Here is a 26,930-nt window from a genome sequence, read left to right on the forward strand (position 1 = left end):
CATCGCTGCTGGTGACGGATGGAGTCCTGCGAGACCCCTCGCCGTTCGCCTCGGCTCGCGCTTCCCCGTCCGACGCCGCCGGCGCCGGTGTCGGTGCCGGATCAGCGTCCGCTTCCGGTCCGGCGCCCGCCGTCGCCCCGCCCTGCGCCAAAGGCGTCGGTGGGGGCGCGTCGGACGATGCGGACGTACCCCGCACACCCTCCTCAGACCAGCCCAGGTACGAGCCGCAGTTGCTGCAGAAGTCGTCGTCGGGGGCGTTGGACGCCCCGCACACGGGACAGGCGCGCATGGCGTCAGCTCCCTTCGTAGGCGGGCGGGCCGGGCAGGATCTCCACCCGGCACGGGACATGCACCGGGCACAGGGACCGGACGACCTCCCGGACCCGGCCCGCGTCCACCTGCGGATCGCGGCCCGGCCACACCCGGACCACCACCGCACCGGACCGCTCCGTCGGCAGCTCGGCGCCCGCGGTACGTGACCACACCGCCCCGCCGTCCCCGACGACGTCGGCGTCGACCCCGAGGGTGAGCCGCAGCCGCTCCACCAGGCCGCGCCGGGTGCCCCGCCAGCGGTGCAGCTCCACCGCGCGCACCACCGCCTCGCGGCGCAGTTCCGCGGGCCACTCGGCATCGTCGTCGGCGCCCACCCACGACGCCAGCCAGGCGACGAAGTCCAGCGGCGCCACCCGCGGGTCGAGATACGCGGGCAGACTGTCGAGGGTGGCGAACACCGGGGCGAGGACGGTGTCCAGCCCGGCCGTGAACCGCTGGGCGAAGTCGTCGTCGGCGTAGAGCGCGGGAAGCAGCCCGCCGATCGGATGCCGGCTCGGCAGGCCGGGTACGGCGGCGCGGCTCATGGGCGGGCCTCCGGTTCCCGGGACTGTACGACGACTTGGTGCTGGTACGAGAAGACCAGCGCGCCCGCGGCCACGTCGATGCGGTCCACCGGTGTGCCGCGCCGCCCGGTGATCGGGTCGGCGGCGAACAGCCGGATCTCCTCCACCAGCGCGTTACCGGTGGCGCGTTGCAGCAGGCCGAATATCTCGCCGTACTGCACCGGCCGTCCGAACGGCCACCCGGTGCCGTCCGGCCCGCCCTGCAGCGGGTTGAGGTAGCGGAACAGCGCGGTGAGGGCTGCGTCGCGGACCCGGTCGGTGTCCTCGGGTGCCGTCATGAGCCGGGCGACCACGGTGACGCCCTGGTACACCGGCGGCTCCACCACCAGCCGAGTGCCGATCAGCCGCCGTTCGTCCAGACTCTCGGTGATCGCGGCGAGCACCTCGTCCGAGGGGATCAACTGCTCGAAGCGGAGCCGGTCGCCGTCGTCCGCCACCGCGTCCGGTACCACCAGCACCCGCACCGCGCCCGCCCCGTCCGCCGCCGGCAGACAGCGCACCCGGCGCACCGAGGGGGCCGCCTGCCGGCCGATGATCTCGTAGTCCTCGGCGGTCACCGCGCGTTCCTGCATACGCAGCGCGTCCGGCGCCCGCAGCTTGGCGTTGGCGATCGTCTCCCCGTCCACGCCGCCGCGTGCCGCCTCCCGGTTGGTGACGCGGGCGATGTACGGCACGGAACTGCGCAGCACCGAGATCGCGCCCCGCGCCACGTTGCCGGCCGGGCCGCCACCCGTGCGATAGCGGGACACCCGGATATGGGCGCCCTTGTCGGGCACCGCGCCGCACAGCCGGAGCGTGCCGTCCCGCTCGCGCAGGGCCGGCGGAAAGGTGAACTCGCCGGTGGTCGCGTCCACCCGTACATGCCGGTCGTCGGCACCGGAGCGGCCGAAGTGCTCGACGACGCTCCAGCGTTGCCAGCCGTCGGCCGAGGAGACCTCCACCAAGGGCGGCTCACCGTCCAGCAGCACCGGCGGCCGGCCGAGCCGGAACGTCTGGCCCGGCACCCCCTCCGACGTGCCGAGCGGTACGTCCGTGACGGTCTCGGCGTGCTCGACGGCGATGGTGCCGCCGACTGTGAACACGGCCGCCTCGCGCACCGTCGGGGACTCCGAGTAGAACGGCTGGCCCGGCTCCGCCTCGGTGACCCGGCAGCGCAGCCAGCCCGCGCGCGTCCCGCCGATCACGGACGCCGTGTGCCCGGCGGGGACGTACACGATCACCTCGCCGGGCCGGTTCAGACCGCCCGTCGTGTCCGAGCCGGTCTCGCACACCTGCCAACGGCCGCCGTCCCAGGCCTCCCACACCAGCGGCGGCTGACGCGGGTCGACGCCAACGCCCTCCACCCGGCTGTCCAGCTGTACGGCGACGATGCACCGGGGCACGGCTGCGGGCAGTCCGAACAGCAGCGCGTCGCCCGGCTCGGGCGCCGCCTGGAAGCACCGGACATCGCGGCCCTCGGCCAGTTCACCGGTCCGGTCGGTCTGGTCACCGGTGCGGGGCGCTGTCACCATTCGAGTCAACTCGCAGGGCACAATGCGCAGTTCGTCGACGGTCGCGAACACCACGGGCTCCTCGGTCTCGCCGTCCGCCGTGGTCACCTCCGTGCCGGCGGGCAGCGTCACCGTGTCGGGCTGCGGTGCCGACAGCCAGAAGTCGACCGCGGCCCCGGCCGCCGCCGGCGGGAACAGCCGGATGCCCAGCAGGTCGAGAAACGCGGTGTAGTTCTTGTCCGGAACCCGGTTCAGCCGGTACAGCAACTGGTCCACGAGATACGCGAAGGTCTCGATCAGGGTGACACCGGGATCGGAGACGTTGTGGTCGGTCCACTCCGGGGCGCGCTGCTGCACATACCGCTTCGCCTCGTCGACGAGTTGCTGGAACCGCCGGTCGTCCAGGTTGGGGGAGGGCAGGGCCATCAGTCCGCGACCGCTTCCTCGGCCCCCTCCTCGGAGGGGATCGTGTAGAAGGGAAACACCAGGTTGCGCCGGTCGTTGGTGGACCGCACCGTGTAGCGCACATCGATGTAGAGGGTTCCGTCGTCCACCGCGTCGAAGGCCACCACCACGTCGTCCACGGTGATCCGCGGCTCCCACCGCTCCAGCGATTCGCGCACCTGCTGGGCGATCCGCCCCGCGGTGGCGCCGTCGCCGGGCGCGAAGACGTAGTCGTGGATGCCGCAGCCGAACTCCGGACGCATCGGCCGCTCCCCGGGCGCGGTGCCGAGTACCAGCCGGATCGCCTCCTCGATCTCCCGCTCCCGCTCCACCATGGCGATGCCACCGGTCGGCCCGACCCGCAGCGGGAACGCCCAGCCGCGCCCGATGAACCGCTCGCTCATCACAAGCCCCCGATCCGCACGTTCAGGGCGCCGATCTGGATCGTCGCGCCGCAGGCGGTGGTGTCGCCCGCCCGCGCGGCCGGCAGCCCGCCGATGAGCACCTCGCCCGAGACGAGCCCGGCCGGGCTGGGCAGGATCACATTGGCCGGACCCATGGCGGCGTGCGGGGGCATCACACAGGTGTGCAGGCTGCCCACGACGGCGGCGGGACGGCCGCCGATCAGCACACGCGCCACCGCCGTGGCGGCGCCGGGCGGCGGGGTGGCGATCACACCCCCATGACTGGTGGGGTCGCCGGTACGGGCTGCGCCGGGCATGCAACGGGCTCCTCGAAGCGGGGTCACGGCCCTCAAGGGCCTTGAATTCCAACAAAAGTGACTGTGTGTCGATCGATGAATCAGTGGGTCAATTGATGCGCACGAGATCCGCCTTCAGTACTCCGAGCAGACCGCCGTCGAGCGTGAGGTCCGTCTGCCCGGTGACGTTCACCGAGCGGCCGCCGACCCTGACCGAGTCGGTGCCGTCGATCTCCACGGTGCCGCCCTTCACGCTGACCTTGCCGGTCTTCGCGTCGAGCGTGATGCCCTGGCCGTCCAGCCGTACCGAGGACAGCGCCCGCCGGCCTCCGGCCGCGTACACCGTCACCTCGATCCGGTTGTTCCGGTCGTCCAGCAGCACCTCCAGCCGCTCGTCCGCGGTGCGCAGCCGCACACCGGACGGTCCGGTCGGAGGATCCAGCAGTTCGAGCCGGTGCCCCGAACGCGACACCACCGAGCGCCGGTTGACCTTGCCGCTCGTCCCGTCGACCAGCGGAACATCGTGCGGCGAGGGCCGGTCCACGCCGTTGTACAGACCGCCGATGACGTACGGGCTGTCCAGCAGGCCCTGTTCGAAGCCGACCAGTACTTCGTCGTTGACCTCGGGGCTCACCACACCGCCCCCGCCCTTGCCGCCCCACTGCACCGTACGCACCCAGTCGGTCACATAAGTGTCGTCCAGCCAGGGAAACTTGAGGCGGACCCCGCCACTCTGCGCGCCGCCCGGCTCCCGCACGTCCGTGACCACACCGATCGCGAGGCCCGGCATGCGCGGGCCGCGCCCGGGCGCGTTCGCCCCGGTCACCAGACCGGTCAGGGACCGGTCCGGGCTGGCGCTCACCCACACCGTGGTGCGGTAGCCGCCGTGCGGCTCCAGGCTGTGCTGCACCGCCGTGGCCGTGTACCGGCCGGAGAACGCGGGCCCCACATTGCCGAGCGCGACCGGCCGGCCCGCACGCAGCCGCGGATTGCCCTCGGCCACGGCCTCCAACTCACCGAAGCCGGCGCTCACATGACCGGAGACCGCAGCGGCGACCGCCGTCGTCTCGGCCTGCGTCCGGTACGGCGTGTCCGTCACCGCCAGCTTCGCCGACTTCCCGAACCGGGCGCCGAACTCCGGCGCCAGGCCGGGCAGCACCGTGTCGCTGGTCACCGACTGCTGCCGGGCCACCAGCGGCGTCTTGGTGGTGACGTCCCAGCCGCGCACCTCGACCTGGGAGGCCCCGTCCGCACCCGACAGCGCGGCCCGCAGCGCCAGCAGGTTCCGCCCGTACTCCAGCACCATCGGACTCCGCGTGGCCGGTGTCGACGGCGCGGGCGCACCGGAGGCCTTCTCGGGCTTGGTGAATTGCAGCACGCCCTGGTCGTCGACGCGCACCTGCGCACCGCTCTCGCCCGCCAGGTACTGCAGGAACTCCCAGTCGGAGACGTTGGCCTGGGACAGCTGCCTGTAGGTGACCGGAGCAGCCTCCACCTTCCCGCACGACAGCCCCGCCCCGGCGGCCACCTTGCGCACGATGGCCGCCGCCGTCATGTTCCGGTACGCCACCACCTTCCGGCCGCGCTGCAGCCGGTGCGCGACGGAGTACCCCCGTACGACCGTGAACGACCCGGTACTGTCCCGGTCGATCTCCACCGCCGTGACCTCGCCGTTGAACAGCCGCTCGCGCGCCTGCCCGGCCACCGTCACCACCGACACCCGCAGCGGGGTGCCGAGCGTGATGCCGGTCGACTTCAGGAACTCGTTGTCGGGATCGCGATAGGTCAGCACCGCGGTGTCCGGCAGCCCCACGTTCTCGTCCACCACACAGCTCACCAGCTGCGCCGCCCAGATCTGCGGCAGCTCGCCGGGCGCCTCCACGACGGGGTCCGCCGCGAAGGACCGCCCGCCCCGCGCCTCGGGTGTGGTCACCGCTCCTCCTCACCGCCCGCGTCCCCGAGCGCCGGCACCACCAGTTCGGTACCGGGCGCCAGGGCCAGCGGGTCGTCGATCCCGTTCGCCTCCGCGATGACCCGCCACGCGGTCGCGTCGCCGTACTCCCGCCAGGCCAGCAGCGCCAGACTGTCCCCGGCCACGACCGTGTGCGTACTGCGGGCCGTCCGCGCACCCGAGGTCGGGTTCTGCCCCGGGGGGTCGACGCTCGCCTCCTCGACCGACAGCGCACAGGTGGCCCGCAGCGGCTTGCCGTCCACGTCGAAGAGCGTGTACGTCACCGACAGGCTGGACAGCACCCCGTCGAACGACGTCGTGCGCGCCGTACCCCACTCGAACCGCACCCACGGACTGGCCGGCTTCTTCCGCGCGAGGCTCGCCGGACTCGGCACGCACGCCTTCATCAGCGTCTCGACCGCCTGCTCCACCGAGTTGTCATGGGTCGAGGTCGCGTCGAGGAAGACCTCCAGACTCAGCTCCCGCGGCCCGCTGCCCACGAACTCCGGCAGCGCCGACTGCCCGGCCATCCGGGACGGGCTGCGCCGCCACTCGGTGGTCTTGCGCAGCTGCAGGGTGTTGGGATTGAACTGGAGGTTCAGTCGCGCGATCGTCCCTCCGGGCTTCGCGCCGACCGCCGCCGGGGGTTCCTTCAGGGTCAACTGGGCCCTGGCCACGCTGGTGCGTACGGCAGCCATCAGGAAGGCCTCAGTCCCTCGTGGGCGATCTCCAGCGTCTCCACCGCCGGCTGCGAGGAGGACGGGTCGAACGACGGCCCCTGCCAGCGCACCGGCACGATACCGAGCACCTGCCAGCTGATGATCCGGGTCAGATCCGGCTTCAGCGCCACGATCTCCCCGTCCTTGGGCTCCACGCGCCGCAGCGTCTGGTCCAGCCAGCGCCCGATCTTCGCCGTGTCGGCGGTGACCGGCCGGGTGAGGGTGATGTTCGACCAGGTGACCCGGCCGGGGAGCTGCCAGGTGAAGCCGTTGTTCCCGCCCTCGGCGTAGCTCTCCATCTCCACCTCCGCCCCCATGCCGGAGCAGGTGTGGAAGGCACCCAGGTCGTTGCCGCCGATCGCGAGCCGGAAGAACACGCTCGTCGCGAAGATGTTGTCCGTCATCCCTTGGCCATCCGTTCCCTGTCCTCAGCGGCGTCCGTCGTAGGGACGGCCCGTACGTTCACGGCCGCGCCGCAGGTCGGCGCGGAGCAGCCGGGCCATCGGGTCCAGCAGCCGCCGCGCCAGTTCGTCCAGGTCGATCACGGGCTCCTGCCCCGCCCCCGCCGACCGGGTCCCCCTGCCGGCGGCCGTCCCGGGCGCCGGCGGCGCGACGGCCGACCGCTGCCGACCCCGCGGGGGTACGGCCGTCGCCGGTACCCCGGCGGTAACGGCACCGCCACCACCGGCTCGGCCCACTTCGCGCTGCACGGCCGGCGCCTTCGTCGGTGTCGTACGGGCGACGCGGACCACCGGTACCGGAGGGGGGCCGGGGACCGCGTTGTCCGGCCGGTCCGGGAGCGGGGGTGCCTGTGGATCGGACAATGGCAGCGTGAGCGGCCGTACGGCCATGTCGCCGCCAGCAACGGCCCGTTGGAGGGAGGGGTTCGGCCGTACGACGGGAACGGCTCGCCAGAGGGGCGGAGAACTACAGTGCACGGAGGTGGGGTTGGGGGAACCGGACGGCACGGGGTCGAAAACGGTTCGCTGTACCTGCGACACTCCGGGATGCGGTGCGCGCGTGGTGGGGGATGCGCTCGCGGCCGGGTCCTGGTCGCGGTGCCAGGATGCGGCGACGACGGGAGGCTCGGGCGCATGGGTTCCCGTGGGAGGCGCGATGCCCTCCGGCGCACGGGTGTTGACGGTGAGCGGACGTGCGGCGAGCAGCGCGAGGGTGCGGGGTGGGGACTGTCGGCGCCACGCAGAGAGCGGCCGGCGCTGGATGACGCCGGGCGTCCGAGTATCGGCGGCGCCGGGGCTTGTACGGGGTCGGTCGACAGCCCGGACGGCGACCACCGGCTCCGGTCGGCCCGTGTCCGAGACTTCAACAGGTGTTGGCGCTTGGCCCGTTGAAGGGGTCGACCGAGTCGCTGACGTGACCGCGCGTTGCACCACGGCACCGGGTTCGGCTGCGCCGGAAGGCGCCGCCCCCGGGCCGACCGGAGAGACGAGGGGGGTGGCGGGAGCGGGGGAGGCGCTCGGGGCCGGAGCTGAAATCCCTTGTGAGGATGACGAGGTGAGGTTCGTGCTGTGGTTCTCGGCGTCCGAGGTGCCCAGCAGGGGTGCGGTGGGAGCTTCCGCGACGTCGGCGGTGCGGTCCGGGCGCACCGGGGTCCGCTGGATGTTCGGGAAGGCCGCTCGGCCGCCGGGGCCGGCCGGGTGCGATGCGCCCGCGGTCGGCGGTATCGCCGGCAAGGGCGCACCCAGGCCGCCACGGTCACGGCCATGGGAGCCGGGCTGTCGGGGCAGGCCCGCGGTCGGCGGCATTTCGGGCAGCGGCGCCCCGAGCCCTCCACGGGCACGGGCGCCGGACGGCTGGGGCCGAGGCGCCTGGCCGGGCGGCTCGGGAGCGGTCGGTGCGGCGTCGGCCGCTCCGGTCGCATGCGGCTGCGGCGTCGTCGTGGTGCCTGCGCCGTACGGGCTCGACGTGGCACTGGCACCAGGGGCGACGTCCGCCTGGCGCTGCACGATCGGGAGCGCCGGTCCGGCCGTCGGATGTGCGCCGCCGGCGGGGCGTGGCGTCTCCGGCGCAGTGGCAGTCAACGGCCGGGCGGTGGACGGAAGTTCGGACACAGGTGCACCCAGCGGCGGCCGGCTGCTCGGGCGGCGCACCGGGTCGGCGGTCCGCCGCACGGGAGGCGTGGGGTCTTGTACCGGCGGCGCGGGGTGTGCGGTTTCCTGTACGGGCGGCTCGGGGTTCGGAGTCCTTGCGGCGCCGGCCGTCGGCGTGACGTCGCTCCCCGCAACGGGGCGAGTGGCCGCGCGGTCGGGCCGAAGAGCCGCTATCCGGCGCACCGGCACGGTCGGACGTCGGGCGACGGTCAGTGAAGGGCCCACTGCCGAAGGGCGCACGGAGCGGGGGCCGCTGGACCCTGACGCGCGGGTCGGGGAGGCGACGCGCGGCGCCGCGCCGGCCGTGTCCTGGCGGTGCGGTGCGGTACCTCCCGCGTGCGGGGTCGTAGCGAGGCCAACGGAAGGAGTCCGGGGCGCGGGGCCGTCGCCCGCCGTGTGGGGCACCACGGCGATCCGTCGTACGACCGGCAGCACCGGTCCTGGTGCCGGTCGGCCGGAATCAGCGGCGGCCCGCTGAACGGGCACCTCGGATGCGGCGACGGTAACAAGGGGGTCGGCGGCAACGAGGGCGCGGCTCGGCGGAGTCACGGCCGCCCGCTGGACGGAAGGGGGAGCGGCCGAGCCGGACGACCGCCCGACCCGGCCCGCGGATGCCGAAGCAGACGGGCCGCCGTTGTCACCGCTCCCGGTAGCGCCTTGCGCCGGGCTCTGATCCGCGGACGCCGTCGGAGCGGGACCGGTCGCGTCACTTCCCGCCCGCTGCCCGGATCCGGAGCCTCCCGCCTTCCCGGTGCCGCGCGACCTCGCCCCCGGTTTGCCGGAGTCACGGGACCTCGCCCCCGGTCGCGTCCTGCGGGACACCTGCGTCACGGTCGGGGCGGAAGGTCGTTCGGCGTCGGCCGTAGGACGCCTCTCGCCGGACTCGTCGGAATGCGGACCGGACTCGAAGGACTCGGCGGCCTCCTCGGCTTGCGGGCGCCGGACGCGCAGCAACAGGGGCCCGCCGTCGGTGTAGGTGGCGCGTGGTGTGGCCGGACCGGTGACGCCGTGGACGAGGCCGACCGGGGCGGAGGGAAGCACCGCATGGCCGAGGCCGGCGTCGAACGACGGGTTCTGCCAGGAGGCGAGACCCGAGCGGAAGGTGAGGCCGTCACTGATGCCGAGCGGGGTGCGGGCGACCGTCAGTGACGGCGGCGGGGTACGGCGCCACCCGCCGTCCCAGTCACGGGGCACGGACGGACCGGCGTCACGCGGCACGGACTGGCCGGCCGCGTCGTACCCCGACGTCCTCATGGCACCCGGCGCCGTAGCCCGGCGGCGCAGTCTGTCCCGCCATGCCATGAGCTCAACCACCTTCGTTCACACGCGTGTTGATACGGGCGATCTCGGTCACCCACTGCCGGCGCTCGGCGTGGGTGAGGCCGAGGATCTCCTCGCGCTGCCAGTGGAAGTGGTAGGCGATGTACGCGATCTCCTCCCGCAGCCGGGGGAGTGCGTACGTCACGATTCCCCCAGGCGCCCACCCGAGAGGTCGACCTCGAAGCCCCCCTCGCAGTGCGGGCAGGTCACCGCCGCGCGGGTGTGTCCCTCGCTGTTGACACGGCGGTAGAAGTCCTGGAGGAAGGCGACGTCGGTGGCGTACATCCGCTCCACAATGCCCGCGTGCACATCGGTGATGGTGCCGAGCCGGGTGATCACCTGGCTCAGCAGCACCACGCTCAGATAGGCCGGGTTCTCCTTGACCCGCAGATCGATCTGCGGCCGCAGTTCGTCCCGGGCGGTCGCAAGGCGCATCGAGCCGTGCCGGTGCACCGTGCCCGCCTCGTCCACGTACCCGCGGGGCAGCTCGAACTCGAACTCCGTGCGCAGCCCGTGGTCCTGAGAGATCGCGGGGCGGGCGGCCGGAGCCTGGGGCTGAGCCTGGGGCTGGTCGGCCGCCTGAGCGGGCGACGTCGCCTCCAGGAACTCCTCCAGGTTGCCGGCCGTGACGGTACGGCGCCTCATTCGACGACGATCTCCTCGAACACGATCGTGACGGTCTCGGTGGCGGGAGAGGACTCGCCGGCCTTGAGGGAGGGGCCCTCCCACTTGGAGGCCCAGCCGTTCATCAGCTGGATACGGCGGACCGTGTCGCCCTTGGTGTCCTTGATCTCGATCGTCAGGTTCTGCCGGGCGGTGTCGACGGCACCGTTGTTGAGTGTCTCCTTGATCCACTTGGTGAACTCACTGCTCTTGTCGAGTCCCCGGGTGATCGTGATCTCGCCCGCCTGCCGTGCCCCGGGCTGCTTCCGGATGATCTGCTTGCCCGTCGACGTGACCTGCTTGACCTCGACGACCTCCTCCTCGACGGAGAACCCGCTGATCTCCTGGATCGACTCGACCATGTACCCGCCGAGCTGCACGCCGAAGACGTGTGTGGAAAGAGCATCGCCCTCTGCCATGACTGTCTGTCACCTTTCCTTGACCGACCCGCGGGTCACTCGTCGATGAGGCTGGTGCTGTCGGAGAACTGGGCCAGCCGGAACACCACGAACTCGGCGGGCTTGACCGGGGCGACGCCGATGTCACAGACGACCCGGCCCTGGTCGATGGAGGTCTGCGGGTTGTTGTCACGGTCGCACTTGACGTAGAACGCCTCCTCGGCGGTGCGGCCGAAGAGCGCGCCCCGGCGCCATTCCTCGGTGAGGAACGCGGTGACGTTGCGCCGGATGCTCGACCACAGCCGGTCGTCGTTCGGCTCGAAGACCACCCACTGGGTGCCCAACAGGATTGACTCTTCGAGATAGTTGAAGAGGCGGCGCACGTTGAGGTAGCGCCAGGCCGGGTCGGAGGACAGGGTGCGCGCGCCCCAGATCCGGATGCCGCGGCCGGGGAAGGCGCGTACGCAGTTCACACCGATCGGGTTCAGCAGGTCCTGTTCGCCCTTGCTGAGCCGGGTCTCCAGGTCCACCGCGCCGCGGATCACCTCGTTGGCGGGCGCCTTGTGCACGCCGCGCTCGGCGTCACTGCGCGCCCACACACCGGCGATGTGCCCGCTCGGCGGGACCGTGGTGTTGCGGCCGGCCGCCGGGTCGAAGACCCGCACCCACGGGTAGTAGAGGGTGGCGTACCGGGAGTCGTAACCCGCCTCCTCGTTGCGCCAGTGCCGCACCTGCTGGGCGGTGAGTCCGGGCGGGGCGTCCAGGACGGCGACCCGGTCGCCCATCTGCTCGCAGTGCGAGATGACCGCGAGCTGGACGGTGCGTACGCCCTCGGCGTCGATGTCGCCGCGCTGGTGGGCGCCCATCAGGTCAGGGACCGCGACCATGGTGATCTCGTCGATGGCCTCCAGCCCGGCGAAGCCGGTCCGGGCGGCGGCGTCGCCGACGTACTCGGCCGGGTCGAGGCGGGACACCGCGCCGGGGCCGGGCACCGCGGGCGCGGCCGGTGCGTCGGGCACCGCCACGGTCTGGCTGGCGGGCCGGGCCTGGGCGGCGTCGCGCTGCTCGGTGACCTCGATCAGCTTGGAGGCACGCAGCTGGGTGACGACATAGCCCTTGACGTTCTTGCGGGTGGAGACGTCGTACGTCTCGGCCACCTGGTCTCCCTGGCGGACCAGCAGTTTGAAGCGGTCCTCGGGCGGGTTCTCGCCGTCCGCGTCGGCGATCTCCACCGACACTCCCAAGGCACCGGGCCTGGCCGTGATCTGGAACCCGCCGAGCGCGACCGGCTCCGCCGCCCGGCCCTCGCGGGCTCCCCGGCCGCCACCGGCCGGGGCGGAGGCGCCGTCCGCGGAGCCGCCGATGCGCACGACGTAGGCCGCGCCGCCGCCGTTGGAGAAGTAGCCGTACACGGCGTGCGCGAGGTAGGTGCCCTCGGTGAAGCCGCCGAACAGCTGGGTGTACTGGTCCCAGTTGGTGACCAGGGTCGGTTCGTGGAAGGGCCCGTTCTGGGCGAACCCGACGAACGCGGCGACGGCGGTGCCGACTCCCTCGATCGGGCGGGCACCGGACTGCACCTCCTCCACGTACACGCCCGGGGTGAGGTACGTCGGCATGCTCGCTCCTTCACGTTCCTTCGGGTCACCTGCGTCGATGCCGAGTCTCCGAGGCCGCTTGGGCACGGCGACAGGGGCGCGGGTACCTTGCCGGGGGCAACCCCACTGCCTTTACGGACGCCCGTACGGACCACAGGGGAAGGAACTCTGGCCCGGGTTGGCCGAGTTCGGTGAAACAGCAGGTCGGCGAGGTGCCTCAGGCGTCGAGGGCGTCCGCCAGATACGGCCCGAACTCGCTCTCCAGCACCAGCCGGCCGAGCTTGCGGTACTCCCGCACCACCGCCGACACCAACTGCCGCATGGTGAGCGGTTTCTGGGACTCGGCCGCGAGATAGGCGGCGGTCACCGCGCAGGCCCGGATGGAGCCGCCGGCCAGTTCGAAGCGGTCCGCGCAGAAGCCGAGGTCCAGGTCGTCGGCGCGCGGCAGCCGGCCGCCCAGACACCGGTCCCACAAGGCCAGCCGCTGGGCGGCGTCGGGCATGGGGAACTCCGCCACCACATCGAGCCGGCGGGTGAACGCCTCGTCCAGGTTGGCCCGGAGGTTGGTGGTCAGCACGGCGATCCCGTCGAAGGACTCCATGCGCTGCAGCAGATACGCCGACTCGATGTTGGCGTGCCGGTCGTGCGCGTCCTTGACCTCCGAACGCTTCCCGAAGATCGCGTCGGCCTCGTCGAAGAGCAGGACCGCGTTGACCGCGGACGCCTCGGTGAAGATCCGTTCCAGGTTCTTCTCGGTCTCGCCGACGTACTTGTCGACCACCGTGGAGAGATCGACCACGTACAGGTCCATGCCGAGATCGGCGGCGACCACCTCCGCGGACATGGTCTTGCCGGTGCCCGACTCGCCCGCGAACAGCGCGATCACCCCGCGTCCCCGGCCGCCGCCCGGACGCATCCGCCACTGCCCGAGCACCTGCTCGCGATGCCGGGCCCGCACGGCGAGTTCGCGCAGCCTGCGGTGGGTCGGCGCGGGCAGCACCAGGTCGTCCCAGCCGACCCCCGGCTCCACCCTGCGGGCCAGCCGCGCCAGCCCCGCGCCGTTCTGCGCGCGTACGGCGGACGTCAGGTCGTCGGGGGAGACCGGGCGGCCCGCGAGCCCGGCGGACCGCACCGCCGCGTGCGCCGCGCGGCGCAGCTGCCCGCCGTCGAGCCGGTGCGCGGCGACGGCGCGGGCGAGGGCGTAGGCGTCGGTGGCGTCGCCGCCCCGCACGGAATCATCGACGCCGCCGGTCACAGAGCCGCCAGCCCCGCCCGTCACACAGCCATCGGCATCGCCTGTCACATAGCCGTCCGCCTCGCCCTGCACGCGGCCATCGCCGTCGCCCGTCCCGGAGCCTTCGGCGTCACTCATCCCCCAGCCGTCGGCATCGAACGTCACTGAGCCCTCGGCGTCCGCCAGGGCCAAGGCATGCCGCCAGCGCGCCGCCTGCCGCTCCGGAGAGGGCGGGGTCACCGGAAGGACGACCGGGGTGTCGGCCGCCCACGCCGGGTCCCAGCCGTCCCTGCCGTGGGTGAACAGCGGGATGCCGCTCAGTGCCGTACACAACTCGCCGGTGGCGCGGGCTCGTTCGGCCGGCGCCGCGGGCAGTGCCTCCAGGGGTCCCAGGACGACACCGGCGCCGGTGAGGCGGGCTTCCAGCGCCGCGACCCGGGCGAGCGCGGGCACGTCGCCGGGGCGTCGGGCGAGTGCCGCCGCGTCGAGGACCAGCGCGCGCCGTCCTGCCGCGTGAAGGGCGGCCGCCGCGAGGCCCGGCGCGTCTCCGCCCCGGTCGAGCAGATGCACCAGTCCCGTTCCGGAGCGGGCGGCGCGGGCCGCTCGGTACACCTCCTCCGGCTCGGCCGTCGGGTCGGCCGCCGGCTCGCCGAGCACTCCGGCGAGTTGGGCGTCCGGCTCGGTACCGCCCAGCAGATGGGCGGTCACCCGGTCCGGCACCGCGAGCACCCGCGACAACGCCGGCCGGTCCGGCTCGGTGACCTCCACCAGTCCGCCCGCGACCAGCGGTGCTCCCGGGGAGAGACGGAACCGGGCGGCCGACGCCGACGCGAGCCCGCACAGCTCCAGTGCCAGGGCGACCGTGGGCCGGCGGCGGGTCAGATCGTCGTTGAGGTAGCCGTAGAGACGTTCGAAGCGGGCGTCCAGGTCCGGTGCCAGCGCGATCAGCAGGAGATCGGTGTCCAGCGGGGACAGGCCGAACCGCGCGGCGAGCGTGCCGAGCGCGGACGCGGGCGGCGGGGGCAGCGGCTCGTGTCCGGGCACGTCGAGCCCGCCCGGCTCGTGCAGGATCCGCTCCACGGCCTCGGGGGAGAGGTACTGCCCGCGGTAGGGGTCGTCGGGATCGGGATCGGCGGCACGGCGGGCCGCCACCGCGTAGCGGACCCGCTCCTCGACCAGCCGCAGTCGCGCCCACAGCGGGTCCGTGCCGGCCACCATGCCGACATCCGCGGTGTACGTCACGGCTGGCGGCCCCCTCTGCGGCGGCGGGCCGGGGCCGGGCGCCGCTCGCGCGGACCGGCGAAACCGTCCGGCCCCGGGTCGCTCACGCCCTCGTACCGCAGTCGGCGCCCCGGCACCGGATCCCCGTCCTGCCGCCGGTCCACCGCATCAGCGTCCTGCCGGTGATCCGTGGCACGCACCACGAGCCCCTCGGTGACCGGCGGCGCGGCCGCCCTGCTCGCCCCGGCGAGCGGCGCGCACACGCGCACGCCGAGCGAGGCCTTCAACTCGCCGCCCAGCGCCGACCACACGTCCGAGGCGGCCGGTCCGTCCGGTCCGCCCGTCCCGGTGGTGTCCAGCGACACGGTCAGGCCCAGTTCGGCCAGCGAGCCCGTGAGCAGCCGCTCCGGCAGCGCGTCGGCGGCCACCAGCGTGGCCAGCACCTGCGACAGCAGCCGGTGCTCGTCCTGCGGGCGGCTCGCCCACGCCGTGACCAGGTACGTCAGCTCGAACCAGCGGGGCGGGGTACGCCGCGCCACCACATGTCCGTCCGCGTCGTACACCTCCCCGGCGCCGCTGCCGCGCCGGGCCGGGTCCTCCCGGATGTCGTACAGGAACACACAGACGGTGGGGGCGTTACGGCGGGCGGCCCACTCGCGGGTCGGCGCGTCGAAGACGATCTCGACTCCGGACGCCTCCAGTCCGGACCCGGCGAGCAGTCCGCGCAGCGCCTCGTCGACCTCGTGGATCACCGGCGGGTCACCTCGTCCGGCGGCTGCACACTGCCGTTCACCACCAGGAAGTCGGTCTTCACCGGGGAGAATCCGGGTCCGCTCGCGGTGATCGTCCGCGGCCCCGTCTGGTCCTTGGTGAGGATGAGCAACTGGCCGATGAACGTGCCGTCCGGCCCAGGCACGGTCGGTGCCGCGGCGGCGGTGATCCCCGGCTTCCAGGTGAACCGCACCGGGACGCCCGGCGGGAAGTCCTTGCCGCGCACCGAGGTGACGAAGCCGGGCTTCCCGATCGGCGGGACGGCGACGATCCTCGGCTGCAGGATCCGCAGTGTCGTGTGCGTCCTGTTGTCGCGCGGGTCGGCGTCCGTACCGGTGGTGGTGAGGACACCGCTGACACGACCGGTCAGCGCGTGGTCGGGGGAGAGCACCACCCGTACGACGGTGGAGGTGCCCCGCGACAGGTCCGGCAGCGCGCACACCCAGTGGTCGTCGCAGCCTGGCGGCGGCCCGCCGTTCGGGATCCCGGCGGGCAGCCCGATCCGCAGCCGCAGCCCGGTCGCCAGCGCGTTACGGCCGTTGCGCACGGTGTACGTCACCACGACCCGGCCGCCGACATAGCCCGGGTTCGGCTGGGCGGTGACCCGGACGCCGGGTCCGGCCTCCGGGGCGGGCGGTGTGGGAGGCGCCGGGGGCGTCGGCGGGGTCGGCGGGGTCGGAGGCGGGGTGGGCGGGGCGGCCTTGCGGACCGGCACCACGGTCCGGGCGGTGTTGTCGTCGGGCCGCGGGTCGATCACGCTGCCGGTGACCGACCAGTCCAGGGGCTGGTCGCCGACGGTGTTCCCGGTCACGGTGACCGTCACCGGCACGGTCGCCCCGGGCGGCACCACCCCGATGTCACACTGCAGGGAGGCGGCGTCGCAGGTGCCGCCGGGCCGGCGGATCCGGGTGACGCTCACGCCGGCCGGCGGTGCGATGGTCAGCCGGGTGCCGGGCGAGGCGGCCGGGCCGTGGTTGACGACGTCGACGCGGATGTCGGTGGAGTGGTCGACAGTGACCGCGGGCACCGTGCCCGGGGCGTGCACGGCCAGGTCCACCGACTGCTGGACACCGGGTTCCTTCTGACGCCCCGGCAGCTCCAGGGTGAGCGCCGTCTGATGGCCGGTCCTGACGTTCAACAGATGTAGTTTTTCCGGGCAGTTGGCGGGGGTGTCGGTGCGGGAGCTGTAGACGATTCCGGTGCCGTCCGCCGTCCAGGCCGCGTCCCTTGGCTGGTGCGGGCCGGTGACCGAGGTGTCGGGCAGCTCTTGATGGCAGGCGTCGGCGGTGCCCCGCGCCGACTCGGGCAGCAGCACCCGGCAGTCGCCGCCGGACACGGAGGTGAGCACCATGCCGTTCTGCTCGTCGACCCGGCCGCCGCCGTTCTTCCGGTTGAAGGCGATCTGCAGCCCGTCCGGCGAGAACGCGGGACTGTCGTCGATGACCGCGCAGTTGCCGGGACAGATCGCCGCGCTCAGATCGCGCTGCCGGCCGAGGTTGCTGACCGGCACGGTCCAGATGTGCTTGTTGCCGCCGTTGCCGTCGATGGTCATGGTGCGGGTGAAGGCAAGAGTGGTCCCGTCGGAGGACCAGGTGGGCTGGGCGTCGCCGCCCGTCCGCTGCCCGGCCGGCGGCACGATCTCGTGCACGATCGCCCCGCTCGTCGCGTCGGCGATCAGGATGCGCCCGGGACCGGAGGCGGACCCGACCCCGCCCGGCGAAGTCCGCGTGAACGCGATGTACTTGCCGTCGGGTGAAAACGTGGGGTCGGTGTCCCAGTCCCTCGGCCCGCGTCCGGCCAGCGGCATCGGCGCCGGGTTGGCGCCGTCGGCGTCCACCGTCCAGATCCGCTCGATCCGCCCGGCGTCGCTGTCCTCGAACCGGGTCACGACGATACGGCGGCCGTCCGGCGTGTAGTTCTGCCGTTCGGTCCACGGGTCGTACCCGGAAGCCGGGTTGAACAGCGGATCCTTGGCCGGATCGGTGTTGGTGTCGGCCGCCGGGTCCTCGTTCAGGATCGTCAGTCCGAGGTCGCGCGGGTCGGCGCCGTCCATCCGGACGTCCTGGAGGGTCACCACGTGCGGACCGTGCACGCCGTCGGCCGTGTTGCTTCCCTTGGCCGAGGTGCGGTCCACCACGACGTAACCGCCGTTCGGCGGGCCGACCCACGTCGGCGTGCCGACCGCGCGGTCCTCCATGAGCACCAACTGCGGGCCGGTCGTGCGGTTCTGCACCTGGTACACATGGTCCCAGTCCCCCTCGCAGCCACAGGTGCGGTCCGGGCTGAGGAACAGCACACTCTCCCCATCGGGCAACCAGGCCGCCCCATGGGTCCGCCATCCGTTCGGGGTGCCGGTGAGCAGCGGCTGGTCGCCTGCCGGGCCGCCGGTCACCCGAAGCCGGGGGCCCGTCGAGTTGTCGGAGGCGGTGGGGGTGGAGGTGTACGCGATGAGGTCCCGGTGGGCCGCGTCGTTCACCGGGTTCCACACGGGCTCCGTCGCCCTGCTGCCGAGCGCGCCGGTCACCCGGGTCGCGGTGCCGCCGACCAGCGGCCGGACGAAGATCTGGGTCCCGAACACCGCATCGCTGTCGCAGGAGTACGCGAGGCGCTGCCCGTCCGGTGAGACGGTCGGGCTCTCCTCGTCGTACGGCGTGTCGGTCAGCCGGGTCAGACCGGTGCCGTCGGTGCGCACCAGCCACAGGTCGCGCTGCTTCTTGCCGTTCGGGCCGCCGGGCTCCGCCGAGTCGAACACCACGGCCTTGCCGTCCGGGGCCAGCCGGGGATGCGCCGCGTCCCGGCCGCTGGTCAGCTTGCGCACCGAGCCGTCGGGGGCGCGCAGATAGATCTGGGGGTTCTTCGAGTCGCGGCGGCTCGCGAACACCATCGTGTCGCCCAGCGCCGACGGCTCGACGTCGTAGTGCGCCGGCCCCGCGCCGAACAGCGGTTCGCTGTCCTTGGTGTCGACCACCTTGCCGAGACTGCGATGTCCGGTGCCCGCGTACGCGATCCGGGTGGCGGAGGGCGCGGTCGCCTTCGGCTGGGCCTTTGCGCTGCTCGGCCCCGAGGCCGCCGTCACCGCGAGCAGCGGGACCAGCAGGAGCAACGACGCGCCGAATCTCCCCCGCCGGCGCTGCCCGCCGGGGCCATCGGTGCCGTTCACGGTCCACCTCGCAGTCTCGGAACACCAGGGTCGCCCCGCCACTCTGCCTCCGCGCGCGCGGCACGCGGCAGGGCGGCGGGGCCGTGCCCGGGGGAAGCGCGGGATGCGCTTTCGGGCAGCTCCCCTGCGCCGGGCCCGAGATGACGTGATGTCAGATCAGTCCGTTGCGCAGGGCGTATCCGACGGCGTGCGCCCGGTTGCGCAGTTGCAGACGCGTGGTGATCTCATGCAGCACGTTCTTGACGGTCCGCTCGGAGTACGACGTCTTCTGCGCGATCTCCGCCGTGTCGAACCCCTCCGCCACCAGGCGCAGCATGTCCGCCTCGCGCGCGGTCAACGTGGACAGGGCCAGGCCGCGCGGATCGAGCGCGGAGCGCTGCAGGCTGCCGACATGGCTGAGCAGCTTGCCGAGCAGGTCGCCGGGGAGTACGCCTTCGCCGTTGGCCAGCGCGAGCACCAGGTGGAGCAGCCGGTCCTGGTCCGCCTCGGCGCGCCGCAGCACCGCCGCGACGCCGCACTCTATGACCCGCTGCAGGGCGGCGGACTCGAAGGTACCGACCACGAGTCCGGTGCGGGTGGCGGCGTTGCGCTGTAACCGCTGTAGCAGGGCGATGACTTCGTCGTCCACGGAGTCGACGATCACGAGGGACGTGCGCGCCCGATCCGCGTCGGCGCCGTCGAGCAGTTCCACCTCGGGGCGCTGGCGGAGCTGATGGATGACGCCGATGCGCAGTACGAGGTCCTGGGCGTAGACGGCGACGGAAACCCGGTGCGGGCGACCGGCGGGGCCGGTCTGATGTTCTGTCACGGAGGGGGGCATGGAGGTTCCTGATTCAGACGAGGGACCGAAGGGGAGCGGACGACACAGGAGCCGGGAAGAGGACGGCGGCGGTGCCCGCCGGAGGACCGCGGGCGGCACGACATGACCTCAACAAACGTGCCAATCCGAGGAGTTGACCTTGACCGTCCGGGGCAGGCCGACTGCCCGGGTGTTGCCCTCGCACCTCTCGTGGCCGTCCGGCCACGGTTCTACGGTCGTCGCGTGACGCCTTCTGCAGCCTCTTCCGGCCCTGGACTGCCCGGGCTCGACATGCCCGATGTGACGGTGACGCCTGGCGGTACCGCCTCGACCCGTCTGACCGTCCGCAACGACAGCGACATCGTCGAGGCGTACACCCTGGAAGTCGTCGGTGACTGTGCGGCCTGGGCCACCGTGGAACCCGAGCGGGTCTCCCTGTATCCCGGCACCTCCGAGACGGTGACCATCCGGCTGGACCCGCCCCGCTCGCCGGAGGTCCGCGCCGGTGATGTGCCGCTCGGCGTACGCGTGCTGCCGGCCGAGCACCCCGAAGCCGTCACCGTGCCCGAAACGACGGTGCACATCGAGGAGTTCCGCGAGCTGCGCACCGAGCTGCTCCCGCGCCGCCGTCGCGGCTGGCTGCGCGGCCGCTACCGGCTGGCGGTGCGCAACGAGGGCAACACCCCGGCCAGGATCGCCCTGACACCGGAACAGCGGGGCGAGGAGCTGCGGTTCGCGTTCACGCCCGCCGAACTTCCCCTGGAGCCGGGCGAGTCGGCGGAGACCCGGCTGCGGGTGCGCACCGGCAAACCGGTCTGGTTCGGCAAACCGGTGGTCTGGCCATTCACCGTACGTGCCACGGACACCACGGCCGCGGAGGGGACTGAGCGGCCCGGCGCCCTCGTGCGGCCGCCGCTGGAGGCCGAGTTCGTCCAGATCCCGATCTTCCCCAAGTGGCTGCTGGCGGTCCTCGCGGCCCTGATCGCGCTGCTGCTGGCCTGGTTCGCGCTGGTCCGCCCGGCGGTGCGGAGCGCCGCCAAGCAGGCCGCCGACGAGGTGGTCCAGCCGCGCCCCACACCCGGCGGACAGGGCAACGGACAGTCTCCGGGCACCGGTTCCGGAGGCGGGACGGGCACGGGTACCCAGCAGGGCGGCCGGGGTACGACGGCGGGCACCGGCGGCGGCTCCGGCGGGAGCGGTGTGGAGTCCGGAGTCGGCCAGCAGAGCTCGACCACGATCGACGTACAGACGTCCGGCGGTCAGGACAAGACCGGGATCTATGTGGTGCCGAAGGGCAAGGTGTTCGGGATCACGGACATCGTGGTCGCCAACTTCCAGGGCGACGAGGGCCTCATGACCATCACCTTCGGCGACCGGAAGATCACCACGATCGCCCTGGAGACCTTCCGCAATCAGGACTACCACTGGGTCACCCCCATCAAGATCCCCGAGGACGCCAAGGTCACCATGAAGGTGACATGTGCGAAGCCCGGTACTCCGGCGACCGGCCGGCAGGCGCAGCAGTGTCATGAGGTCCTGAACGTCAGTGGCGTACTCAGCGACATCACCCGGTGACATCGCCCCCTCGAACATCGTTCGCCCTGCTGGGTGCGATCGGAAGAGGAGAGTCCGACTCCGTCCGAAAACCGACGGAGTGTTGGATGTAACCGACACATTTCACGACGCGTCGGGAGCCCGGAATCACGGGTGCGCACGGACACCGTCCGGACGGCCGGACATCAACTGCCGTGCAGAAATGGCCGGTTAGCGCACCCGACGTCATGGCTTGCGGCTGCGAAGGCGCCCCGTCGGGAGGTCAGGGCGTGACCGGCCGGCCCGGTGCTATCCGCCGTCCGCCGTCCGCAGGACCGTGAACGCCTCGTCCAGCAGCGTGGCGTAGTCCTCGACCTTGCGCGCGCCGGTCTCCGCGCCGCCCCGTGTGTGCATGAGCAGGGCGCCGCGCACGGCGCCGACGGCGGCCCGGGCCAGGACGGAGGCGCGCAGTGCGCGTCGGCGGGCCGGTTCCTCGGGGTCGTGCGCGGCGAAGCGTTCGGCCAGCGCGTCGCTGATGCCGTCCTCGAAATCGGTCAGGACATGCGTGCGCCGGGTCCGGCCGGTCAGTGCCCGAGGCGGTGCGCCCACGAAGAGGATGGCGAGCCCGCCGTCGAGCCGGCCCGCTGCCGCCAGCAGGCTGTTGTGGACGGCGGTGAGGGGCGGTTCGCCGGCCGGCCGGCGCAGGATCTCCTGCGCGACCAGGGGGACGAAGTCCAGGATCTCGGCGAAGACGAGGTCTTCCTTCGAGGGGAAGTACCGGAAGAACGTGCGCTCCGTGACGCCGGCCTCCGCGGCGATGTCCTTGACCGTCGTCTCCTGGTAGCCGCGCTCGGCGAACATGCGGGTCGCCGTGTGGAGCAGGGTGCGCCGCGTGGCGGCCTTCTTCCGGTCCCGCCGCCCCAGCTCCGGCTCCTGTGTCCCCTGCTCGCTCACGGGATCATCCTGCCACGCTCCGCACGAGCCGGGTTTGACGTGAGCATGAAGAGTGTCAGTCCTGACACTTTATGTATCGTGTCAGTCGTGACACTTTTGGTGGCTGCCTCTGCCGCCGGCGCTGAAGCCTCCCCGAACGTGCCGCTCGTTCCCGGCAAGACCCCTTCAAGGAGCACTCCTGATGGCTTCCCTGCTCTACCGGCTCGGCCGCGGTGCCTTCCGGCGCCGCCGGGCGGTGCTGGCCACCTGGCTGCTGGTGCTGGCCGCGGTCGTGGCCTGCGTGATCACCTTCGGCGGCAAGACCGACGACGAGTTCACCGTGCCGGGCTCACCGGCCCAGACCGCGATGGACACCCTCAAGCGCGAACTGCCCTCGGCGGCCGGCACCAGCGCCCAGATCGTCTTCGTCGCGCCCCACGGTCACACCGTCACCGAGCCGCGCTACTCCCGCGCCATCAGCTCCACCATGGATGAGGCCGACAAGGCTCCCCAGGTCGTCGGCGTCACCGACCCGATGCGCGGCAAGGTCATATCGCCGGACCGGACGACCGCGCTCGGCCAGGTCCGCTACCAGGTCGGCCGGCCCGACCTGCACGAGGACAGCCTGTCCGCGCTGGAGAGGACGACCCGTCCGGCGAAGGACGCCGGACTCACGGTCGAGGTCGGCGGATCCGCGTACGGCAGCGGCAAGAGCACGGGCCATGTGAAGGAACTGACGGGCGTGGCCGTCGCCCTCGTCGTGCTCACGATCACCTTCGGCTCGCTGTTCGCCGCGGGCATGCCCCTGCTGACGGCGATCACCGGCGTGGCAGTCACCCTGCTGGGCCTGTCGGCGCTGACCGGCGTGCTGACCATCTCCAGCACCGCGCCCTCGCTGGCGTCCATGCTGGGGCTCGCCGTGGGCATCGACTACGCCCTGTTCATTCTCTCCCGCCACCGCTCGCAACTCGCCACCGGCATGGACACCGAGGAGTCGGCGGCCCGGGCCGCCGCCACCGCGGGCAGCCCGGTCGTCTTCGCCGGCCTGACCGTGATCATCGCACTGTGCGGGCTGGCCGTCGTGCGCATCCCGTTCCTGACCGTCATGGGCATCGCCGGCGCCGCCGCCGTGCTGATCGCGGTCGGCGTTTCCACGACTCTCCTGCCGGCCGTGATGGGCTTCGCGGGCGAGCGGCTGCGGCCGAAGCCTGGCTCTCGCGCAGCGCGCCGCGAACAGGCCGCCCACGATGCCGAGCGCGCTGGGCGCGACGCCGGGCATGGCGCTGGGTACGATGCCGAGCGCGGCGGGGATGGAGCCGGACAAGGCGGGCATGGTGCCGGGCGTGACGGCGGGCATCGTGGGCGCAGGCCGATGGGCGAACGCTGGGGCAGGCTCGCCATCCGCCGTCCGCTCCTCACCCTGCTGGCCGTCCTCGTCGGCCTGCTGACCGTCGCGATCCCCGCACGAGACCTTCAACTGGCCCTGCCCGACAACGGTTCCGCCCCCGCGGGCAGCGGACAACGGCAGACGTACGACACCGTCTCCGAGAAGTTCGGCCCCGGCTTCAACGGCCCGCTGCTCGTGCTCGCCGACACCTCCCGCACCGACAGCCCACAACAGGCCACCGCCACCCTCGTACGGGACCTGAAGGCCACCGACGGCGTCGCCACGGTCGGCGCACCGCAGTTCGTCCCGCACCAGGACGCCGCCGTCATCCAGGTCGTGCCGAAGACCGGACCCGGGGACGGGCGGACCAACAACCTCGTCGAGGACATCCGTGACGCGGCCCCCGGCTGGCGCGCGCAGACGGGGGCGGAGGTGTCCGTCACGGGTACGACGGCCGTGAACATCGATGTCTCCGACCGGCTGGCAAGCTCGCTCGTCCCGTTCGCCCTGGTCGTCGTCGGCCTGTCGCTGCTGCTGTTGCTGCTCGTCTTCCGTTCGGTGGTCGTGCCGTTGAAGGCCGGCCTCGGCTTCCTGCTCTCGGTGGCCGCCACCTTCGGCGCGGTCGTGGCCGTGTTCCAGTGGGGCTGGCTCGCGAGCGCGCTCGGCGTCACGGAGACCGGGCCGGTGGTCAGCATTCTGCCCATCCTGGTGATGGCGGTGCTCTTCGGACTCGCCATGGACTACGAGGTGTTCATGGTCAGCCGTATGCGCGAGGCGTCTGTGCACGGCGCCGCCCCGCGGGAGGCCGTCCTCGCCGGCTCTCGGCACGCCTCCCGCGTGGTCACGGCCGCGGCGCTGATCATGTTCGCGGTGTTCGCGAGCTTCATCCCCGGTGGCAGCAGCATCCTCAAGCCGATCGCCTTCGCTCTCGCGGTGGGGGTCCTCATCGACGCCTTCGTCGTCCGTATGACCCTGGTCCCGGCGGTCCTCGCGCTCGTCGGCCGCGCGGGCTGGTGGCTGCCGAAGTGGCTGGACCGGCTGCTCCCCGACCTCGACATCGAAGGGGAGCGCCTCGCGCCCGCAACCGCACCCGGACACGAGTCCGGACCCGGCTCCGGCCCCACCGGGCCGGAGCCCAGGCCCGCCGCCGTGACCACCGCGAGCGGACCGACCGCGCCCTGACCACATGAACTCCGCCGGGACTCACCCGGTATACATGAAGCGTATACATGATGTGTATAGTGCCCGCTGTGAGACTACGACTGTGGGGGCGGCGATGACGGCGACAACCTCTGTTCAGGCCGTCGGCGTGCGGGACCGGCTGCGCGCGTGGGGCGGCCCCGCGGCGACTGCGCCAGGTGCCGGGCTGCTGCTCGGCGTACTGACCAACCTGGCCCAGGGGTGGCTTCCCGGAGCATGGCAGCAGATCGCCAACTCCGGTGCCGTGTGGTCCGCCGTCGCCTTCGCCGCCGGAGCACTGCTGTATCGGCGAGGATCCGTGCCCAAGGCCGCGATCGGAGGCCTCGGCGCGGAGGTCGGCCTGGTCGTCGGGTACTACGGCTATGCCGAATTCGGGCGCGACGGCGCCGGAAGCCTCTTCTTCCCGCTCGTGTGGCTCGGCATGGCCTGCGTGGCCGGGCCTCTGTTCGGTGTCGCGGGCCACTGGTGGCGGCGCGGTCCGGACACGCGCCGCCGCGTCACCGGCCTGGCCGCCCTCGCCGGGCTCTTCGGCATGGAGGGCCTGGCCTATGCCTGGACACTTCACTACACCGCGCAGGCCTGGGCATGCCTGGTCCTCTTCGTCCTCATCCCGCTGCTCATGGCTCGCACACACAAAGAGCGCGCCCTGACACTGGGTGTCGCTGTGGTCTGCGCACCGCTCGCCTACGCCGTCATCGAGCTGCCCCTCCAGACGGTCTCCGCCTGATCCGGTCGTCGCTGCCCTGCCGTTGGGTTCGGCAGGGCAGCGACACTTGATCAGCAGTACAGGTTGCTGCCAGGCGGGACGCCGAGGATCTGGGTGAAGCGCTGGTAGGCGTCGACGCGGCTCTGGACCTGGGCCGGGTTCTTGCCGTCGCATTCCAGGGAGCCGTTGATGCTGCGGATGGTCTGGCCGAAGCCGGCCTGGTTCACCATCGCGTCGTGCGGGGTCATGGTGCCCGGTCCTGACTGGGTGTTCCAGTACCAAAGGCCGGTCTTCCAGGCGACGGCCGGATCGTTCTCCACCTGCCAGGGGTTGTTCAGGAGGTCGATGCCGAGTGCGTCACCGGCTGCCTTGTAGTTGAAGTTCCAGGACAGCTGGAGCGGTCCGCGGCCGTAGTACGCCGCCTGTCCGGCCGGGCAGCCGTAGGGCTGGCTCCAGTCGCAGTAGGTGGGGTAGTTGGCGGTGTTCTGCTCGACGACGTAGACCAGCCCGCCGGTCTCGTGGCTGACGTTGGCGAGGAAGGCGGCGGCCTCCTGCTTCTTGACCGTGTCTCTGCCGGTGTTCGCGAAACCGGGGTAGGCGCCCAGCGCCTGGACGAGTCCGCTGTAGGTGTAGAAGGAGTTCCTGTTCGGGAACATCTGATTGAACTGGGCTTCGGAGACGACGAATCGGGAAGGCGTGCCGCTCCCGCCGTCGGCCGGGGCGTTCCACTTCTGGTTCGCGCCACCCGAACAGGTCCAGATCTGCAGCCGCGTACCGTTGGCGCTGTTGTTGTCCCGTACGTCCAGGCACTTGTTCGCCTGGGGGTTGACGATGTCGTGGGCGGCGGTGACCACCCACTGCTGGTTCGCGCCACCGCCGCAGTCCCACAGCTGGACCGCCGCGCCGTCGGCGGTGCCGCGGTCGACGACGTCCAGGCACTTGCCGAGCGCCCGCAGAGTGCCGTCGCCCGGGTTCGACCAGATCTGGGCGTTGGTTCCATTGCAGTCGTAAAGCTGTACGGCGGTGCCGTTGGCGCTGTCGGCTCCGGCCACGTCGACGCACCTGCCGGCGAGTCCGGTGATCTGGCCGTCCGCGGCCTGCGCGGGAGTCGCGGTGAACAGCGCGGTGAGGAGGGTGGCGGCGACGCCGCCGGCCAGGAAGCGTCCGAGACGTCTCAAGCGCGAGCGTCTGTGCGGGGTTTCGGCGAGGCGGAGGTGCATCGAGAGGTGCTCCTGTCCTGGTCGAGCGGATGGGTTCGTACCGCCGTGGGCGCGCGTGTCGAGCCGCCGGCCGGCCGGGGGATCACGCGGGGTCAGTTGAGGACCGTCTCCGTGACGACGATGTGGCCGGCGTCGGGATCGAGGCTCCCGCCGAGCCGGCCGAAGGCACCGTCCGTCAGGTCCAGGCACTTGGGTTGCTGCGGAGTCGAGACGAACGTGCCCCGGTCGTTGATGCGGACCACCAGCGACGCGCCGCCCGCGACATTGGTCACCTGCACCCTGGTCCCGAAGGGCAACTGGGGCTGGCGGCTCAGCGATGTCGCCGCCGTGTCGGCGTTGTTGTCGAAGAGTTCACCGCTGGCCGTCAGGGCACCGGGCGGCTCGGGGCCGTAGTGGGTCGCCCAGCACTGGTCGGACGACGCCTGTGCGACGGGGGCGTTCCACTTCTGGTTGGCTCCGCCGCTGCAGCTCCAGATCTG

Annotated in this window: 21 protein-coding genes; 3 read left to right on the plus strand and 18 right to left on the minus strand. The window is 72.4% G+C overall.

Translation table 11 applies throughout. The features are described 5' to 3' along the window. Window positions 1-293: 293 nt before the first annotated feature. The 15 genes from AV521_RS41755 to AV521_RS41825 form a co-directional block, all read right to left on the minus strand. Window positions 294-857 carry a phage tail protein gene (locus tag AV521_RS41755; RefSeq protein WP_076096708.1) on the minus strand — a complete coding sequence of 188 codons (564 nt, stop codon included), beginning with the start codon at window positions 855-857 and terminating at the stop codon, window positions 294-296. Further along, the gene (locus AV521_RS41760) at window positions 854-2,812 is read right to left on the minus strand and encodes a putative baseplate assembly protein (protein WP_076096710.1); all 1,959 of its coding nucleotides are present in this window, start codon (window positions 2,810-2,812) and stop codon (window positions 854-856) included. The genes AV521_RS41755 and AV521_RS41760 overlap by 4 nt, the downstream gene beginning before the upstream one ends. Beyond that, window positions 2,812-3,234 carry a GPW/gp25 family protein gene (locus AV521_RS41765; protein ID WP_076096712.1) on the minus strand — a complete coding sequence of 141 codons (423 nt, stop codon included), beginning with the start codon at window positions 3,232-3,234 and terminating at the stop codon, window positions 2,812-2,814. The genes AV521_RS41760 and AV521_RS41765 overlap by 1 nt, the downstream gene beginning before the upstream one ends. Then, on the minus strand, window positions 3,234-3,551 hold the full coding sequence (locus AV521_RS41770; RefSeq protein ID WP_076096714.1) for a PAAR domain-containing protein: 318 nt from the start codon (window positions 3,549-3,551) through the stop codon (window positions 3,234-3,236). Before AV521_RS41770 ends, AV521_RS41765 begins: the two co-directional genes overlap by 1 nt. Before the next feature lie 88 nt (window positions 3,552-3,639). Continuing rightward, a complete protein-coding gene (locus AV521_RS41775; RefSeq protein WP_076096716.1) occupies window positions 3,640-5,463 on the minus strand; it encodes a VgrG-related protein in 1,824 nt (607 codons plus the stop codon). Then, entirely contained in the window at window positions 5,460-6,179 is a 720-nt protein-coding gene (locus AV521_RS41780; protein ID WP_076096718.1) for a LysM peptidoglycan-binding domain-containing protein, read from the minus strand. Before AV521_RS41780 ends, AV521_RS41775 begins: the two co-directional genes overlap by 4 nt. After that, window positions 6,179-6,604: a phage tail protein gene (locus AV521_RS41785; protein WP_076096720.1), complete on the minus strand. Its 426-nt coding sequence runs from the start codon at window positions 6,602-6,604 to the stop codon at window positions 6,179-6,181. Before AV521_RS41785 ends, AV521_RS41780 begins: the two co-directional genes overlap by 1 nt. Before the next feature lie 3,013 nt (window positions 6,605-9,617). Then, the gene (locus tag AV521_RS49845) at window positions 9,618-9,776 is read right to left on the minus strand and encodes a DUF6760 family protein (RefSeq protein ID WP_179023800.1); all 159 of its coding nucleotides are present in this window, start codon (window positions 9,774-9,776) and stop codon (window positions 9,618-9,620) included. After that, window positions 9,773-10,276: a zinc-ribbon domain-containing protein gene (locus tag AV521_RS41795; protein ID WP_076096724.1), complete on the minus strand. Its 504-nt coding sequence runs from the start codon at window positions 10,274-10,276 to the stop codon at window positions 9,773-9,775. The genes AV521_RS49845 and AV521_RS41795 overlap by 4 nt, the downstream gene beginning before the upstream one ends. Further along, entirely contained in the window at window positions 10,273-10,713 is a 441-nt protein-coding gene (locus AV521_RS41800; RefSeq protein WP_067043798.1) for a phage tail protein, read from the minus strand. The genes AV521_RS41795 and AV521_RS41800 overlap by 4 nt, the downstream gene beginning before the upstream one ends. Before the next feature lie 35 nt (window positions 10,714-10,748). Beyond that, window positions 10,749-12,308, minus strand: coding sequence for a phage tail sheath family protein (locus AV521_RS41805; RefSeq protein ID WP_076096726.1), 1,560 nt, complete (start codon window positions 12,306-12,308; stop codon window positions 10,749-10,751). A 196-nt stretch (window positions 12,309-12,504) separates the two neighbouring features. After that, complete coding sequence (locus AV521_RS41810; protein WP_076096744.1) at window positions 12,505-14,739, minus strand: ATP-binding protein; 2,235 nt, start codon at window positions 14,737-14,739, stop codon at window positions 12,505-12,507. 20 nt (window positions 14,740-14,759) lie between these two features. Beyond that, complete coding sequence (locus AV521_RS41815; protein WP_076096728.1) at window positions 14,760-15,494, minus strand: DUF4255 domain-containing protein; 735 nt, start codon at window positions 15,492-15,494, stop codon at window positions 14,760-14,762. Then, entirely contained in the window at window positions 15,491-18,673 is a 3,183-nt protein-coding gene (locus AV521_RS41820) for a DUF11 domain-containing protein (RefSeq protein ID WP_076096730.1), read from the minus strand. Before AV521_RS41820 ends, AV521_RS41815 begins: the two co-directional genes overlap by 4 nt. Window positions 18,674-18,824: 151 nt before the next feature. Next, complete coding sequence (locus AV521_RS41825) at window positions 18,825-19,493, minus strand: response regulator transcription factor (protein ID WP_076096732.1); 669 nt, start codon at window positions 19,491-19,493, stop codon at window positions 18,825-18,827. 270 nt (window positions 19,494-19,763) lie between these two features. Here AV521_RS41825 and AV521_RS41830 point away from each other — a divergent pair, with 270 nt between their 5' ends. Then, window positions 19,764-21,047 carry a hydrolytic protein gene (locus tag AV521_RS41830; protein WP_076096733.1) on the plus strand — a complete coding sequence of 428 codons (1,284 nt, stop codon included), beginning with the start codon at window positions 19,764-19,766 and terminating at the stop codon, window positions 21,045-21,047. Window positions 21,048-21,314: 267 nt separating this feature from the next. Here AV521_RS41830 and AV521_RS41835 read toward each other — a convergent pair whose 3' ends face one another. After that, a complete protein-coding gene (locus AV521_RS41835) occupies window positions 21,315-21,959 on the minus strand; it encodes a TetR family transcriptional regulator (RefSeq protein ID WP_076096735.1) in 645 nt (214 codons plus the stop codon). 181 nt (window positions 21,960-22,140) lie between these two features. On the opposite strand from AV521_RS41835, the gene AV521_RS41840 reads away from it, so the two are divergent. Together AV521_RS41840 and AV521_RS49850 are read left to right on the plus strand one after the other, a co-directional pair. Continuing rightward, a complete protein-coding gene (locus tag AV521_RS41840) occupies window positions 22,141-24,507 on the plus strand; it encodes an MMPL family transporter (RefSeq protein WP_076096737.1) in 2,367 nt (788 codons plus the stop codon). Window positions 24,508-24,601: 94 nt separating this feature from the next. Then, on the plus strand, window positions 24,602-25,252 hold the full coding sequence (locus tag AV521_RS49850; RefSeq protein WP_256725931.1) for a DUF6518 family protein: 651 nt from the start codon (window positions 24,602-24,604) through the stop codon (window positions 25,250-25,252). Between the two features lie 50 nt (window positions 25,253-25,302). On the opposite strand, the gene AV521_RS41850 is transcribed toward AV521_RS49850, so the two are convergent. Further along, a complete protein-coding gene (locus AV521_RS41850; protein WP_076096740.1) occupies window positions 25,303-26,451 on the minus strand; it encodes a chitinase in 1,149 nt (382 codons plus the stop codon). A gap of 92 nt (window positions 26,452-26,543) precedes the next feature. Beyond that, window positions 26,544-26,930: septal ring lytic transglycosylase RlpA family protein (locus AV521_RS41855; RefSeq protein WP_218639413.1), on the minus strand; the 387-nt coding region annotated here is incomplete at its 5' end.

This window comes from Streptomyces sp. IMTB 2501 (assembly GCF_001953885.1).
Classification (GTDB): Bacteria; Actinomycetota; Actinomycetes; order Streptomycetales; family Streptomycetaceae; genus Streptomyces.

Bases quoted from the DNA above. Each gene is read 5' to 3' on its own strand.
- AV521_RS41780 (WP_076096718.1), bottom strand. From the start codon at position 6,179: ATGGCTGCCGTACGCACCAGCGTGGCCAGGGCCCAGTTGACCCTGAAG.
- AV521_RS41810 (WP_076096744.1), bottom strand. From the start codon at position 14,739: ATGGTGGCCGGCACGGACCCGCTGTGGGCGCGACTGCGGCTGGTCGAG.
- AV521_RS41795 (WP_076096724.1), bottom strand. From the start codon at position 10,276: ATGAGGCGCCGTACCGTCACGGCCGGCAACCTGGAGGAGTTCCTGGAG.
- AV521_RS41760 (WP_076096710.1), bottom strand. From the start codon at position 2,812: ATGGCCCTGCCCTCCCCCAACCTGGACGACCGGCGGTTCCAGCAACTC.
- AV521_RS41825 (WP_076096732.1), bottom strand. From the start codon at position 19,493: ATGCCCCCCTCCGTGACAGAACATCAGACCGGCCCCGCCGGTCGCCCG.
- AV521_RS41785 (WP_076096720.1), bottom strand. From the start codon at position 6,604: ATGACGGACAACATCTTCGCGACGAGCGTGTTCTTCCGGCTCGCGATC.
- AV521_RS41800 (WP_067043798.1), bottom strand. From the start codon at position 10,713: ATGGCAGAGGGCGATGCTCTTTCCACACACGTCTTCGGCGTGCAGCTC.
- AV521_RS41755 (WP_076096708.1), bottom strand. From the start codon at position 857: ATGAGCCGCGCCGCCGTACCCGGCCTGCCGAGCCGGCATCCGATCGGC.
- AV521_RS41805 (WP_076096726.1), bottom strand. From the start codon at position 12,308: ATGCCGACGTACCTCACCCCGGGCGTGTACGTGGAGGAGGTGCAGTCC.
- AV521_RS41840 (WP_076096737.1), top strand. From the start codon at position 22,141: ATGGCTTCCCTGCTCTACCGGCTCGGCCGCGGTGCCTTCCGGCGCCGC.
- AV521_RS49850 (WP_256725931.1), top strand. From the start codon at position 24,602: ATGACGGCGACAACCTCTGTTCAGGCCGTCGGCGTGCGGGACCGGCTG.
- AV521_RS41830 (WP_076096733.1), top strand. From the start codon at position 19,764: ATGCCCGATGTGACGGTGACGCCTGGCGGTACCGCCTCGACCCGTCTG.
- AV521_RS41765 (WP_076096712.1), bottom strand. From the start codon at position 3,234: ATGAGCGAGCGGTTCATCGGGCGCGGCTGGGCGTTCCCGCTGCGGGTC.
- AV521_RS41850 (WP_076096740.1), bottom strand. From the start codon at position 26,451: ATGCACCTCCGCCTCGCCGAAACCCCGCACAGACGCTCGCGCTTGAGA.
- AV521_RS41770 (WP_076096714.1), bottom strand. From the start codon at position 3,551: ATGCCCGGCGCAGCCCGTACCGGCGACCCCACCAGTCATGGGGGTGTG.